The sequence below is a fragment of the Actinoplanes solisilvae genome, from assembly GCF_003999975.1.
GTDB lineage: Bacteria > Actinomycetota > Actinomycetes > Mycobacteriales > Micromonosporaceae > Actinoplanes > Actinoplanes solisilvae.
In genome coordinates, this window is sequence record NZ_RJAC01000007.1 from 207,276 (window position 1) to 221,665 (window position 14,390).

A 14,390-nucleotide genomic window follows, 5' to 3' on the forward strand; every position below is an offset into this window, starting at 1 on the left:
GCCGGCCCGCCCGAGCCGGGCTGCGGCTACCTGGTCGTCGTTGCGGACAACATCCCCACCACGGTGACCTGCTCGACGGAACACCATCGCCAACCCGGAGTCCTTCGTCTACGGCGCCCCCATCGAGAATCTGCGAGCGTGGGTGGAGATCGAGCCGGCCGATCTGGAACCGGGTGAGACCTACCGCCGGCACGTCCGCGGCACCGACGACCAGACCGCCTCCTGGTCCGGCTGGTGCGAGTTCACCGTCGGCACCCCGGAATGAGCCCCGTTCCCCGTGGGCGCGGCAACACCCACGGGGACGATTTGTCTCAGCGGCGGAAACGGGCGGGCACCCACCGGTTGCGGGCCGCCTTGGCCTTCGCCGCCCGGCGGCGCAGCAGCAGCGCGGCGATCACGCCACCGGCCACGGCCAGCACGCCGGTCGCCGGCTTCGGGTTACGCCGCACCGCACCACCAGCCCGGCGGGCCTGAGCAGGAGCAACCTCGCGAACTTTCGTAGCGCTCGCCCGCAGCGCCTCGCTGAAGCGTGGCCGGGGAGTGTCGGCCGGGTTCGGGGCGGTGAAGTCGGTGCTGCTGCCGGTCGTCTCGATGCTCATGGCGCTCCTCGGTGTAGAGCCGGCCGCGGCGGGGAGGAGCCGCGACCGTGCTGTACCCCCTGCGTGCCCGGCCGTCGCGATCGCCTAACCAGGAATGGAATTCATTCACCCCGCCGAACGGGGGATGCTTGCTGTCGCGCGGCCTTTGCAGGCGCGCGGCCAGTCGTTGTGGTGCTGCTGTATGCCGTCTGTCGTGGTGATTCGGTGGTTGCTTTCGCTCCGCGTGCTCACCCGAGGGCCGCGTCGGGGTCGCTCGTGTCGGAACCGCCCTAGACTGCGTTGCTTGTGAACAAGCGCCTTTCCCTCGCGGTGACCGCCGGGCTTCTGCTCCTGATCGCGGCCGGGCCCGAGCCCGCGCCTCCGCAGGGCGATGCGAAGGCCTGCCGGGACTTCATCGAGCAGCACGGCGGCGAGGCGAGCTGTGCCGTGGAGAGCACACCGCGATGAACGACCCCGTACGCGACGCGCGCGACCTCGTACTCGAGCGGTTCCCCGACGCCACGTGGGCGATGCTTACCGGCAGCGTCGTCGGCCCCGATCGTACGGCTGGGTCTGACCTTGACATTGTGGTGTTGCGGGACGAGGAGCCGGGCTTTCGGGAGAGCCTGCGGTTCCGGGGGTGGCCGGTCGAGTTGTTCGTGCACACCCCGGACCGGCTTGCGACGTTTCTCGCCAGTGAGCGCGCCAAGCGCAAGCCGAGCACGCACCGCATGCTCGCCCGTGGGGTCGTGCTGTTCGGCGACCCAGGTGACCTGGTCGCGCGTTGTGCGCGGGTGCTGGCCGATGGCCCGCCGCCCCTGACAGAGGCCGAGCGCGAGCGGCTGCGCTACGGCCTCACCGACCTCCTCGACGATCATCGGCACGCCACCGACCCCGGCGAGCGCACGGTGCTGACAGCGACCCTGTGGACGGAGGCCGCCCGAGCTGAGCTGCTGTTCTCCGGGCGGTGGGTGAGCAGTGGCAAATGGCTGCTACGCGAACAGGACCCCGGATTCGCCGAACGGTGGCTAGCGGCCCGCGACGATCCGGCCGAGCTCGCCGCCGAGGTGCTCGAGCGCGGCGGCGGCCCGCTCTTCGACGGCTATCGGATCTGAGGGCGTCGACTTTAGGCGAGACGTCGTCGACTTCCTGCCGCAGCGCGCGACGACCGTACGGGCTCAGACTCGGCTCTATGCAGACAGTGCAGAGCCGGCCGCCCCTTGTCGTCCGCGTCGCGATCGTTCTTGGCGGGGCGACTCTCGTCTGGCTGGCCGTGCGGTGGTTCGGGGATGCTCTCTTCGGGAGCGACTACCACCGTGGCCGGCACGTGCTGTCGGCGGTTCTGATCACCGCGCTGGTCGTGCCGCTGGTGATGGTCGCCTACCGACGGCTGGATCGGTTGCCCTGGGATGCTCTGCGCCGGGCCACTCCGCGCGGTGCGATGAAGCTGATCCTGGTCGGGGCCGCCGCCTATCTGATCCCGGCCACGCTCGCCGTCACCGGGTTCCTGTTGCTGGGGCGGCTGAGCGTCGGGCTTGACGTCTCACCGGTACGAGCGCTGGGATCCGTTCTGGCTCTGGTCGTGTTGGTCTTCTTCTACGAGGCGCTGCCCGAGGAGCTCATCTTCCGCGGTTACCTCTTCCGCAACCTGGCGACCGCCCTGCCGACCTGGGCCGTCGTCCTCGTCCAGGCGCTGCTGTTCACGCTGTTCGGCGTGGCCGTCGGCGCCGCGGGAAGCATCGAGCGGGTTCTCATCTTCTTCGGCTTCGCCATCGTGCAGGGCATCCTGCGAGCGGTCACCGGATCACTTTTCGTAGCCGTCGGGTTCCATCTCGCCTTTCAGGTCTGCGAGCAGATCGTCGGGCCGCACTGGAACCTGATCTTCATCGACGACCTTTCCCTGTTGCAGAATCTCGTGCTCGGGCTGATCCCGCTGACGCTGGGGGTGGCCACCGCGCAGATCCTGATGAGGCGGCGACCCGCTATGTGAACCGGGCGCACGTTAGGTTAGCCTCACCTCATGATTGGGGATGTGGCGCTCGCCGGTGGCGACCTGACGCTGGCCTACGACGGCCGCACCGTCGTGCACGACGCCGGCATCGAGCTGTGCGCCGGGCAGGTCGTGGCGCTCGTGGGGCCCAACGGGTCGGGCAAGTCGACGCTGCTGCGCGCGATCGCCCGCCTGCACGCCCCGCAGTCCGGCTCGGTCACCCTGGGGGCCGAGAAGAGCGACGCCTTCGCGCTCAAGCCGAAGGACTTCGCCCGCCGGGTCACCCTGCTCACCCAGTCAAGGCCAACCCCAGGGGGCGTACGGGTCCGCGACGTCGTCGCCTACGGCCGGCACCCCTACCGTGGCCGTTTCGGCGCGGGTGACCCGGACGGGGCCGCGCACGTCGACAAGGCGATGCGGCTGACCGGTGTGGATGGCATGGCCGAGCGGGCCGTCGACGAGCTGTCCGGCGGCGAGCTTCAGCGCGTCTGGCTCGCCACCTGCCTGGCGCAGGACACCGGCGTCGTGCTGCTCGACGAGCCGACCACCTTCCTCGACCTGCGCTACCAGATCGAGATCCTCGACATCATGCGCGAGCTGGCCGACGACCACCAGGTCGCGGTGGGTGTGGTGCTGCACGACCTCGACCAGGCCGCGGCCGTCGCCGACCGGGTGGTGCTCATGCACTCCGGCGTCGTACGGGCCACCGGGCGCCCGGCCGAGGTACTCACCGCGGAACTCCTCAGCGAGATCTACGGCCTGCGCATCGACGTGGTCGTCGGCGACGACGGCCACCTGCACACACGACCTGTCGGCCGGCACACCAGCCGCGTCGTCACCGCCTGAATCCGTACCCCCGAAAGGTTTTCATCGATGGCGCTCACCCGCCGAGCTTTCGCCGCCACCGCGGCCGCCGCCCTGACCGCGCTGGTCCTCACCGCCTGCGGCACCACCGAGGACCCGGCCGACGAGACCAGCCCCGCCTCCGCGCCCGCCGCCGGACCGGTCGACCTCACCGACGAGCGCGGCCCGCTGCACCTCGACGCGCCGGCCAAGGCGGTCGTGTCGCTCGAGTGGGGCCTCACCGAGAACCTGGTGGCGCTGGGCGTGAAGCCGGTCGGCCAGGCCGACGTCAAGGGCTACAACATCTGGGACAAGGCCGCGCCGATCGACGCCTCCACCCCGGACGTCGGCACGCGCGGTGAGCCCAGCCTCGACGCGATCGCGGCGCTCAAGCCCGACCTGGTCGTCACCACCAAGGACCTGCCCGAGAACGTCATCGGCCAGATCTCCAAGACCACCAAGGTGCTGACGCTGCGCGGCTCGGACGGCACCGACCCGATCGGCTACATGCGCAAGACGGTGACGACGCTGGCCCAGGCCACCGGCACCACGGCGCAGGGCGAGAAGCTGCTCGCCGACTTCGACGCGAAGATCACCGCCGGCAAGGACGCGCTGGCCAAGGCGGGCAAGACCGGCGCCGCGTTCACCCTGTCGGACGGCTGGATCGAGAGCGGCAACGTCTCGCTGCGCATGTACACGCCGAACTCCTACTTCGGCGGCATCGCCAAGGAGCTGGGCCTGCAGAACCAGTGGACCACCGGCGGCGACAAGGACTACGGCCTCGCCCAGACCGACGTCGAAGGCCTGACCAAGATCACGAACGCGCAGAACACGTTCCTCTACATCGGCAACGACGCGGACGGCGGCGACTTCACCGACGCGCTCAAGAACAACGCCGTCTGGAAGCAGCTCACGTTCGTCAAGGACGCCAAGGTCAAGCGCCTGCCCGACGGCATCTGGATGTTCGGCGGCCCGGCCTCCGCGTCCATGTTCGTCGACGCGCTCACCACCGCGCTGACCGCCTGATCCGCCGATGACCAGCACGACCGCTCCGGCGCCCCCGGCCGCTCCGTCCTTCAAGACCAACGGCCCCAAGACGTACGGGATCATCGCTGTCTTCGCCGTGGCGGTCGTGCTGCTGCTCGTCCTGGCCGCGGTGCACCTCACCCAGGGCACCGCGGCGCTGAGCGCCGGCGAACTGCTGCGCGCCATCCTGCCCGGCTCCTCGTCGGACGACGCGCGCGAGCAGGCCGTCGCCGTGCTCGTGGCCAGCCGCCTGCCCCGCCTGTTCGCCGCCCTGCTCGTCGGGCTCGCGGTGGGCATCGCGGGCGCGGTGCTGCAATCGGTGGCCCGCAACCCGCTCGCCTCGCCGGACACCCTGGCGGTCAATGCCGGGGCGTACGTCTCGGTGGTCGCCGTCGCCGCGTTCGGCGTGGCCGTGCCCTTCTTCGTGGGCGGGGCCGTCGCGTTCGTGGGCGGTCTGCTCGCCTCCGGTCTCGTGCTGCTCGTGTCACGCGGCGGAGCGGCCGGACCGACCCGCCTCGTGCTCGCCGGCTCGGCCGTGGCGCTCGCCCTGAACGCGCTCACCTCCGTACTCCTGATGCTCTTCCAGGAGAACACCGTCGGACTGTTCGCGTGGGGGAGCGGCACCACCGTCCAGTCCGGAAGCCAGAACGTGACGATGGCAGCGCCTGTCATCGCCGTGGGTGTGCTCGCCACCCTGCTGCTCGCGCACCGGCTCGACGTGCTCGGCCTCGGGGACGACTCGGCCCGGGTGCTCGGGGTCGACGTACGCAAGACCCGGGTCCTCTCGGTCGGCGTCGCCGTGCTGCTGTCGGCGATCGCCGTCACTGTGGCGGGGCCGATCGGGTTCGTCGGGCTGAGCGCGCCGGTGATCGCCCGGCTCGTTGCTCGCCGTGTGCCCGGGCTCGGCGCCCACGTGCTGCTTCTGCCGTTCGCGGGCATCGCGGGCGCGCTGACCGTCGTCGCCGCCGACGTGCTGCTGCGGCTGGCGATTCCGTCGGACCTGGCCATCTCGGTGCCGACGGGTGTGGTCACCACGCTGGCCGGCGCGACGCTGCTGGTGTGGCTGGCCCGGCGCCTGCGTGACGGCGGGCCGGCAGCGGTGCCCACTCGTGGGGCGCACGGCTCGGTCCGGTCGCGGGCCTGGGTCACCGGCGTCGGCGTTGTGCTGGTTGTGGCCGTGTGTGCGGCTTTTGTCGGCGCGCTGCTGCTCGGCGACCGGCTGATTCTGCTCGGCGACGTCATGAACTGGCTCGCCGGCAACGCGGGACGGCAGGTCAGCTTCGTGCTCGACCAGCGGTGGCCGCGGGTGCTGGCGGCGCTTCTGGGCGGGGCGGCGCTCGCCCTGGCCGGGGCGATCGTGCAGTCGGTGGCCCGCAACCCCCTGGCCGAGCCGAGCCTGCTGGGTGTGACCCCGGGCGCGTCGGTGGGCGCGGTGGCGCTGGTGCTGCTCGTGCCGGGCGTCGGGGGCTGGCCCATCATGGGCGTGGCGACCGTGGCCGCGCTGGGCACGTTCGCGCTGGTCTACTGGCTGGCCGCGGGGCGCGGGCTCTCGTCCGACCGCATCGTGCTCGTCGGTGTGGGCGTCAGCGCGGCGGCTTCGGCGATCACGACGCTGATCGTGGTCGTGGTGTCCCCGTGGAATGTGGGCGTCGCGCTGACCTGGCTCGCGGGTTCGACGTACGGGCGGACGTTGAGCCAGGTGATCCCGGTGCTCGTCGTGCTGGTCCTGGCGTTGCCGCTGACCCTGGCCGCCTCGCGCACGTTGGACCTGGTCGCTCTCGACGAGGACGTGCCGCGGCTGCTGGGGGTGCCGCTCAACCGGGCGCGGCTCGGGTTCCTGGCGCTGGCCGCCGTGCTGACCGCGTCGGCGGCCACGGCGGTGGGGGCGCTGGGCTTCGTCGGGCTGGTGGCTCCGCACGCGGCCCGGGCCCTGGTCGGTGCGCGCAATTCACGGGCGGTGCCGGTCGCGGTCGGTCTCGGCGCGCTACTGGTCTGCGTGGCCGACACCATTGGGCGTACGGTCATCGCGCCCTCGCAGTTGGCGGCGGGGCTGGTCACCGCTTTGATCGGCGCGCCCTACTTCATCTGGCTCCTCTGGCGCAGCCGCGCGAGCTGAGTTCCCAGCCGTTAACCTCGCTCCGCGGGCCTGAACGACTTCGACGGGCGCTGCGCCGGCTGAACAACCTCGCTCTAGGCCCGGATGCGGACAATCCTGACATCCCGTACGGCGTGTCGCGGCGACGTGGGTGACAAGGCGGCGTGCGGGTGGGACGCTCTTGCGGCTTCTCCTATCGAAATGGTAGGCACGATAGGCGCAGCCAACATTCGTCCCCCTGCACCGCCTGGACTGGAGCGACCATGAGGAAATTGATCCTCCTAGCCCTCGTCGGCCTCGGAGCGCAGCTTGTCGACGGCAGCCTCGGCATGGCGTACGGCGTCACGTCGACCACCCTGCTGCTCGCCATCGGCACCAGCCCGGCCGCGGCCTCGGCCACCGTTCACCTGGCCGAGATCGGGACCACGCTCGTCTCCGGCATCTCCCACTGGAAGTTCGGCAACGTCGACTGGAAGGTCGTCCTCAAGATCGGTGTCCCGGGCGCGGTCGGGGCCTTCGCGGGTGCCACGTTCCTCTCCGGGCTCTCGACCGAGACCGCGGCGCCCCTGATGGCGCTCATCCTGCTGGCACTCGGCCTCTACGTGTTCATCCGCTTCACGACGATGGGCCTGCCCAAGGGTCGTCTCGGCCTGCCGCTCCGCAAGCGTTTCCTCGCGCCGCTGGGCGTGGTCGCCGGCTTCGTCGACTCGACCGGTGGCGGCGGCTGGGGCCCGGTGGGCACGCCCGCGATCCTCGCCTCGGGCCGGCTCGAACCCCGCAAGACGATCGGCTCGATCGACACCAGCGAGTTCCTCGTGGCCGTCGCGGCCAGTCTCGGCTTCCTGTTCGGCCTGGGCTCCGAGAACATCAACTTCGCCTGGGTCGTCGCCCTGCTCATCGGCGGCGTGATCGCCGCGCCGATCGCCGCCTGGCTGGTCCGGCACATCCCGCCCCGGGTCCTGGGCGCCGCGGTCGGCGGCGTCATCATCCTGACGAACTCCCGCACCCTGCTCCGCTCCGACTGGATCGACGCCCCGGACGCCACCCGCTACACGGTGTACGCCTTCATCTACGTCATCTGGGCGGCCGCCCTGGCCTACTCGATCCGCGAGTACCGCCGTAACGCCGAGGAAGACCGCCGCATCATCGCCGAGGCCGAAGCGCGCGCCACCGCGGAATCCCACACCGACCGCGAGCTCGACCCCGCCTGACCCAGCCCTCTCCGGTGGCCGCGCAGACCTCGTCAGCGCGGCCACCTAGGGTTGGGCCTCATGGTGAACGAACTTGCCGAGAAGATCGCCGACGCTTTGAACGAGGCGCTCGATCAGCGCGTGGCCACCGACCATCACCTGCGGCACGTCGAGCGAGGGCTGGCGGCCGGCGGGCCCGAGGAGCCGATCATCGCGATGACCATCGACGAAGTCGCGCGCATCGCCGCCCGAGCCGCCCGCGATGCGTCCGCCGACACGGCCCGTGAAGCCCCTTCGGGTGGCGCTTCCGGCGCCTCCGCTTGATCATTTGTGGCGCGGCTCTCAAAACTGAACCGACGCCTCGCGTGTCCGTCATTCCGGGCATGGAGTTGAGAGCCGCGGCCGAGGCGCGCGCCGATCTGGCCGACCGGGCGGTCCACGACGGCAGTCTGCTGTTCAACCACGGCGAGCGCACCGCCCGGGCCGTCCTCCTGCTGCACGGCTACACCCACGCGCCCAGCCAGCTCGAACCGCTCGCCCGCGAGTTCTTCGCCCGCGGCTACAACGTGTGGGTGCCGCGCGCGCCCCACCACGGCACGTCCGTCCCGGATCGCCCCAAGATTGAAGACCTCACGGCGTACGCGGAAAGGGCCTGGACCCTCAGCGAGGAGCTGGGAGAGGAGGTCGGGGTCGTCGGCGTCTCGGCCGGGGGTGTGCTCGCGGCCTGGCTCGCCACGCAACGGCCCGTACGCCGTCTGCTCCTGCTCGCTCCTTTCTTCGCGCCCGGCCGCCTGCCGTCGATCGCGATCGGCCCCCTCGTCTTCCTCTATTCGCGGGGCCTGCTGCCCGATCGCACCACGTCGCGGGGCTATTCGCTGCGCGACGTCGCCCAATATCTGCGCCTCGCCGCCCGGCTGCGCCCCAAGGCCCGCCTGGAGAGCGGCGCCGTGGTGTTCAGCGAGCGCGACGACGTCGTCGACCCGGCCGCCGCAGCACGCCGACTGGCCGGAATTTCGCTGGTCAGCCACGTGTTACCCGCCTCGCTCGGGCTCGGCCACAACATCGTCGACGCGGTGCCGCCCGAAACGCTGCGCCTCTACGCCGACCTCTACGAAGGCGCTGTAACGTCCGTCCGGGAGGGATGACGTGCCGACTGACACCACGACTTCGTCGCTGCGGGGCCGCCAGCGGGAGCAGGGCGAGCTCGACCGCCTGCTGCGCGACGTGCGGGGCGGGCAGAGCCGAGTGCTCGTGCTGCGCGGGGAAGCGGGCGCCGGCAAGACCGCGCTGCTCGACTACCTGACCGGGTCCACGACCGGCCGGGTCGCCCGCACGGCCGGGGTCGAGCCCGAGACCGAGATCGCCTATTCGGCGTTGCAGCAGCTCTGCGCCCCGCTCATGAAACATCTCGACAAGCTTCCCGAGCCGCAGCGCGACGCGCTCGCCACCGGGTTCGGCCTCAGCTCGGGCAACCCGCCCGACGCGCTGCTGGTCGGCCTGGCCGTGCTGGGCCTGTTCGCCGAGGCCGCGGCCGAGGAGCCGCTGGTCGCGATCGTCGACGACGTGCAATGGCTCGACCGCATGTCCGAGGTCATCCTGACGTTCGTGGCCCGCCGGCTCGACGCCGAGTCGGTCGCGCTGGTCTTCGCGACCCGCAGCCCCGGCGACGACCAGGTGCTCTCCGGCCTGCCCGAGATGCGCGTCGAGGGCCTGTCCGACGCCGACGCCCGCGCCCTGCTCGACTCGGTGCTGCAGGGGCCGGTCGACCAGCGCGTGCGGGACCGCATCGTCGCCGAGACGCAGGGCAACCCGCTCGCGCTGCTCGAGCTGCCGCGTGGTCTGAGCCCGGCCGAGCTGGCGTTCGGCTTCGGCGGGCACGGTGCCACCCCGCTGGCCGGCCGCCTCGAGCAGGGGTTCCAGCGCCGCATCGCCGAGTTGCCGGCCGAGACCCGTACGCTCCTGGTCGCCGCCGCGGTCGAACCGATCGGCGACGTGCCACTGCTGTGGCGCGCGCTCGACCGCCTCGGCGTGCAGCCCGGCGCCGGTGCTCCGGCCGAGGCCGCGGGCCTGATCGAGCTGGGTGCCCGGGTGCGGTTCCGCCACCCTCTCGTACGCTCCGCGAGCTGGCGTGCCGCCGACGCGCCCGCGCTGCGCGCCGTCCACCAGGCCCTCGCCGACGTGACCGACCCCGCGCAAGACCCCGACCGCCGCGCTTGGCACCGCGCCCACGCCGCCGCCGGCCCCGACGAGGAGGTCGCCGACGAGCTGGAACACTCCGCCGACCGCGCCCTGCGCCGGGGCGGGCGGGCCGCGGCGGCCGCGTTCCTCGAGCGCGCCGCCGAGCTCAGCCCCGAACCCAAGCCCCGCGCCACCCGCGCGCTGGCCGCCGCCCGGGCCCACTTCCTGGCCGGCGCCCCCGCCCGCGTGCCCGAACTGCTGGCCGCGGCCGAGATCGGCCCGCTCGACCCGCTCGGCCTGGCCGGCGTCGAGCGGCTGCGCGCCCAGGTGGCGTTCTCGCTCAACCACGGTCGCGAGGCCGCCCGCGCGCTGCTGGCCGCGGCTCACCGCCTCGAAGGCCTCGACATCGTCGCCGCCCGCGACACCTATCTGACCGCGCTCGGCGCCACCCTGCACACCGGCCGTTTGGGCGCCGACGACGCGCGCCGCGTGGCCGAGGCGGCCCGCGCCGTGGCCCCCGGCACCGACCCGGCCGGCCTGCTGCTGACCGGCCTGACCACGTGGATCCTCGACGGGCCGGCCGCCGCGGCCGGACCGCTGACCACGGCGCTGGCCGCGCTCGACGGCCGCGAACACGTGGGCCTGCTGTGGCTGTCGGTCCCGGTCGCGCACGAGGTCTACGACGACGAGGCTTGGCACCGGCTCACCGCGCAGGCCGTGGCCACGGCCCGCGAGACCGGCGCGCTGTCGGTGCTGCCGTCGGCGCTGACGTTCCGGGCCGGCGCGCTGGTGATGGCGGGCCGCTTCGCCGACGCCGCCGACCTGGTCGACGAGGCCGACGCGCTCGGTCAGGCCACGGGTCTGGTCGGCCAGCCGTCCGGACCGCTCAACCTGCTCGCCTACCGCGGCGCCGAACGCCCCGCCGCCGACACGATCGACGAGGCCGCCCGCGACGCCCGCTCCCGCGAGGAAGGCCGGCTGCTCTCGCTGGCCGCCCACACGAAAGCGGTTCTCTACAACGGACTCGGCCGCTATCCCGAGGCGCTGGCCTCGGCCCGCGAGGCCGTCGCCTATCAGGACCTGGGCTTCTGGCATCACGGCCTGAACGAGCTCATCGAAGCGGCCGCTCGCTCCGGCGCGGCGTCGGAGGCGGCCGAGGCAGCCGAGAAACTGCGCGGACGAACCAGCGCGGCCGGCACCGAGTGGGCGCAGGCCGAGCAGGCGCTGGCCGACGCGCTGGCCGGTCCGCCCGCCCAGACCGAGGCGAAGTTCCGCGAAGCCATCGAACGGATGCCCGCCTCCCGGCTCGGTCTGCCGCTGGCCCGCGCCCGCCTGCTGTTCGGCGAGTGGCTGCGCCGCGAGAACCGCCGCGCCGAGGCCCGGGTCGAACTGCGCACGGCGCACGAGGCGTTCAGCACGATGGGCGCGGAAGGCTACACCGAACGGGCCGGCCGCGAGCTGACCGCTACGGGCGAGACGGTGCGCAAGCGAGGCACGACGATCCGCGAAGACCTGACGCCGCAGGAGTCGCAGATCGCCCGCCTGGCCGTCGCCGGCCGCACCAACCCGGAGATCGGCGCGGTGCTGTTCCTGAGCCCCCGCACGGTCGAATGGCACCTGCGCAAGGTCTTCACCAAACTCGGGGTGACGTCCCGCCGTGAACTGGCCGGCGCCCTCGGCGAACACTGAACCGCAGCCGTACGCCACGTCGGCTCCTGCAAACCGCAATCGCTGCGGGGCGGTGACCCAGGCGATCGCCGCTGTGGACACTGGAGATCAAGGACGGGCGTATGCTCGTGCCGTCGCGGCCCGGCCTGGGGGTAACGCTGACCCCACAGGCCCGCGCGTGGAGCGTCCGGCACGCCGAGATTCGGGGTTAGTCATGACTGACGTGGTGAGCATCGACCCGCGCACGGGTTCGTCCACAGCCGTGGGAGTGCGCGAGAACACCCCCGGCGATGTGGACAACCTCTGCCGTACGGCGCTGGAGGCCTTTCCGGCTTTCGAGGCGCTCGGCCGAGCGGGTCGTGCATCCGTGCTGCTGGCCTGCGCCGACGCCCTCGAGGAGGAACGCGACCGCATCGTCGCGCTGGCCGATCGTGAGACCGCGCTCGGTCCCACCCGTCTCAACGGCGAACTGACCCGTACGTGTTATCAACTGCGCTTCTTCGCCTCGGTGCTGGACGAGGGCTCCTACCTGGAAGCCGTCATCGATCACGCCGGCGACACCCCGATGGGCCCGCGGCCCGACCTGCGGCGCATGCTCGTCCCGCTCGGCCCGGTCGCCGTCTTCGGCGCCTCGAACTTCCCCCTCGCGTTCTCGGTTCCCGGCGGCGACACGGCCTCGGCGCTCGCGGCCGGATGCCCCGTCGTCATCAAGGCGCATCCGTCTCACCCGGCGACGGCCCAGCTATGCCACACGGTGTTGGCCGAGGCGGGCGCACCGGTCTTCCTCGTGCACGGCGTCGATGCCGGAAAGGTATTGGTCGCCCACCCCACGATGCAGGCAGTGGGGTTCACCGGGTCCCAGGCGGGCGGCCGGGCCCTGCTCGACATCATCAACGAGCGCGAGGTGCCGATTCCGTTCTTCGGCGAGCTGGGCAGCCTCAACCCCGTGGTCGTCACCCCGGCGGCGGCCACCGAGCGCGCCGCCACCCTCGGCGCCGAACTGGCCGCCTCCGCGCTGATGGGCGCCGGCCAGTTCTGCACCAAACCGGGCCTGGTGCTGGTCCCCTCCGGCTCCGCGGGCGACGAGGTCGTCGCCGCGATGGCCGCCGCCTTCTCCACCGCCGGCCCGCAGACGCTGCTCAACTCCGGCATCGCCTCGGCCTTCACTGCGCGCGCCTCGACCCTTTCCGCGCTGCCGGGGACGACGTTCACCTCGGCCGACTCCGGCCCGGCTCACACCGTCGTGCCCGGCCTGCTCGTCACGGTTGCCGCCGGGCTGGCGTCCGAGGCCACCGAGGAATGCTTCGGACCGCTGACCGTCGTGGCCCGCTACGAGGACCGCGCCGACCTGTTCGCCGCCCTCGACCGCCTGCCGTCCTCCCTGACCGCGACGATCCTGCGCGCCGCCGGCGAGTCCGACCTGCCCGCCGAGCTGACCCGCCGCCTGCGCCCGCGCGCCGGACGCTTGATCTACGACGGCTACCCGACCGGCGTAGCGGTCGCCTGGGCTCAGCATCACGGCGGCCCGTGGCCCGCCACCAACTCCCAGCACACCTCGGTCGGGGCGACCGCCATCCGCCGTTTCCTGCGCCCGGTCACCTGGCAGAACGCCCCGAGCGACGTCCTCCCCGACGAACTCACCGACACCTACTCCGGCATCCCGCGCCGCATCGACGGCGAACTGCACCTCAGCTGACCCGTACGGTTGATCACCAATCGACGCGCGGGGGCTTCGTGCGGATCACCATTGGCAGCCGGCCGGCACTGTTCGAGGTCGTTCGAGAGACGGCAACCCGGCTAGGCGGGCCGGAACCGAACCGAACCGACGATGCTCATAAAGCATGAACTTCACGCCCTGGCCGCCGCGACCTCCACGAGCTCACAGCCAAGGCAACAACCGCCCCCATCGCGTACGGGAGATTCCGCGCTCTCCTCTAATCCTTCGCTCGCGCACAGCGGGCGCACCGCGCCGGGCAGGGCGTCAACGCCGCGCTGCCGGCCAGACCGCTCCCGTGCAGAATCCCGTCGACGGCTTCCTCGAATCCGACGCCCTCACCGAGCACCCGCTCGCCAGGAACGTCGAGCAGATCGCGCGGCACATACCATTCCCGCATTTCCGCCGCCGTCACGCCGATCGGCTCGGCCCGCCCCTGATGCCGCCGCACCGTCTCGTCGAACGACACGTCGAGATAGAAGACCCGGCTCGGCCCGGCATGCTCGTCCATCAGCCGCCGCAGCACCTCGCCATAGCGCGACGAGTGCAAAATGCCTTCCAGTACGACGTGGTAGCCCACGGCCAGCGCGGCGCGCGCCGTCGCCGCGATGAACTCCGGCGCGACTACCCCCGTTGAGCTGCTGTCATGCTCTCGGAGCATCGTGCGCCGCAGGTAGTCCTGTTCCAGGAGCGCGCACCCCCGCCCGTAACGGCGGCGAACCTCCCGCGCCGTCGTCGTCTTCCCACTTCCGCTGTTGCCCCGAATGATCACCAGGGTCGGCTCGCCAGTCACGACTCCGGACGCTAACGGCGTCCGCCGCACGGCCATAGCCCGCCGACCGGCGAGTCGTCCGCAGCCCTCTGATCGCCCGTTCGTCCGCAGCTCCGTGATCGCCCGTTCGTCCGCAGCTCCGTGATCGCTAGTTCGTTGCACAGCCCGGTGATCGCTCGTTCGTGCACAGCCCGTGATTGGCGGTTCGCGCGCAGCCCGCTGATCGGCGCTTGGCGCTCGAAGCCGGCGGCAGGTCCAGCGGCGATGCTGAAAAGGAATCGAACCCCGCTACGCTTGTGCCGCGCCGGCAAGAGGGGCGTAGGGCAGCCGGGTATC

General features: G+C 72.0%; 14 protein-coding genes. 12 read left to right on the top strand and 2 right to left on the bottom strand.

Features of this window, described 5'->3' with window-relative positions:
- The first annotated feature begins 142 nt into the window (after positions 1–142).
- A complete protein-coding gene (locus EER30_RS49415) occupies positions 143–265 on the top strand; it encodes a hypothetical protein (protein WP_255436741.1) in 123 nt (40 codons plus the stop codon).
- Between the two features lie 46 nt (positions 266–311).
- Here the strand turns inward: EER30_RS49415 and EER30_RS20515 are convergent, their stop codons facing one another.
- Positions 312–599, bottom strand: coding sequence for a hypothetical protein (locus EER30_RS20515; protein WP_127502111.1), 288 nt, complete (start codon positions 597–599; stop codon positions 312–314).
- Between the two features lie 285 nt (positions 600–884).
- On the opposite strand from EER30_RS20515, the gene EER30_RS47170 reads away from it, so the two are divergent.
- The 11 genes from EER30_RS47170 to EER30_RS20565 all read left to right on the top strand — a co-directional run bounded on the left by EER30_RS47170 (position 885) and on the right by EER30_RS20565 (position 13,264).
- Positions 885–1,046: a hypothetical protein gene (locus EER30_RS47170; RefSeq protein WP_164842409.1), complete on the top strand. Its 162-nt coding sequence runs from the start codon at positions 885–887 to the stop codon at positions 1,044–1,046.
- Entirely contained in the window at positions 1,043–1,693 is a 651-nt protein-coding gene (locus tag EER30_RS20520) for a nucleotidyltransferase domain-containing protein (protein ID WP_127502112.1), read from the top strand. Before EER30_RS47170 ends, EER30_RS20520 begins: the two co-directional genes overlap by 4 nt.
- Before the next feature lie 77 nt (positions 1,694–1,770).
- Positions 1,771–2,568, top strand: coding sequence for a CPBP family intramembrane glutamic endopeptidase (locus EER30_RS20525; protein WP_127502113.1), 798 nt, complete (start codon positions 1,771–1,773; stop codon positions 2,566–2,568).
- 30 nt (positions 2,569–2,598) lie between these two features.
- Entirely contained in the window at positions 2,599–3,414 is an 816-nt protein-coding gene (locus EER30_RS20530) for an ABC transporter ATP-binding protein (RefSeq protein ID WP_127502114.1), read from the top strand.
- 27 nt (positions 3,415–3,441) lie between these two features.
- A complete protein-coding gene (locus EER30_RS20535; protein WP_127502115.1) occupies positions 3,442–4,437 on the top strand; it encodes an ABC transporter substrate-binding protein in 996 nt (331 codons plus the stop codon).
- 7 nt (positions 4,438–4,444) lie between these two features.
- Complete coding sequence (locus EER30_RS20540) at positions 4,445–6,553, top strand: iron ABC transporter permease (RefSeq protein ID WP_127502116.1); 2,109 nt, start codon at positions 4,445–4,447, stop codon at positions 6,551–6,553.
- A gap of 242 nt (positions 6,554–6,795) precedes the next feature.
- Complete coding sequence (locus EER30_RS20545; protein WP_127502117.1) at positions 6,796–7,743, top strand: sulfite exporter TauE/SafE family protein; 948 nt, start codon at positions 6,796–6,798, stop codon at positions 7,741–7,743.
- Positions 7,744–7,803: 60 nt separating this feature from the next.
- Positions 7,804–8,046 carry a hypothetical protein gene (locus EER30_RS20550; RefSeq protein WP_127502118.1) on the top strand — a complete coding sequence of 81 codons (243 nt, stop codon included), beginning with the start codon at positions 7,804–7,806 and terminating at the stop codon, positions 8,044–8,046.
- A gap of 59 nt (positions 8,047–8,105) precedes the next feature.
- Positions 8,106–8,867 carry an alpha/beta fold hydrolase gene (locus EER30_RS20555; RefSeq protein WP_127502119.1) on the top strand — a complete coding sequence of 254 codons (762 nt, stop codon included), beginning with the start codon at positions 8,106–8,108 and terminating at the stop codon, positions 8,865–8,867.
- A gap of 1 nt (position 8,868) precedes the next feature.
- Positions 8,869–11,589, top strand: a complete 2,721-nt coding sequence (locus tag EER30_RS20560) for a helix-turn-helix transcriptional regulator (RefSeq protein ID WP_127502120.1) — start codon at positions 8,869–8,871, stop codon at positions 11,587–11,589.
- A 193-nt stretch (positions 11,590–11,782) separates the two neighbouring features.
- Positions 11,783–13,264: an aldehyde dehydrogenase (NADP(+)) gene (locus EER30_RS20565; RefSeq protein WP_127502121.1), complete on the top strand. Its 1,482-nt coding sequence runs from the start codon at positions 11,783–11,785 to the stop codon at positions 13,262–13,264.
- A 238-nt stretch (positions 13,265–13,502) separates the two neighbouring features.
- On the opposite strand, the gene EER30_RS20570 is transcribed toward EER30_RS20565, so the two are convergent.
- Positions 13,503–14,111, bottom strand: a complete 609-nt coding sequence (locus tag EER30_RS20570) for an AAA family ATPase (RefSeq protein ID WP_127502122.1) — start codon at positions 14,109–14,111, stop codon at positions 13,503–13,505.
- Between the last annotated feature and the right edge of the window lie 279 nt (positions 14,112–14,390).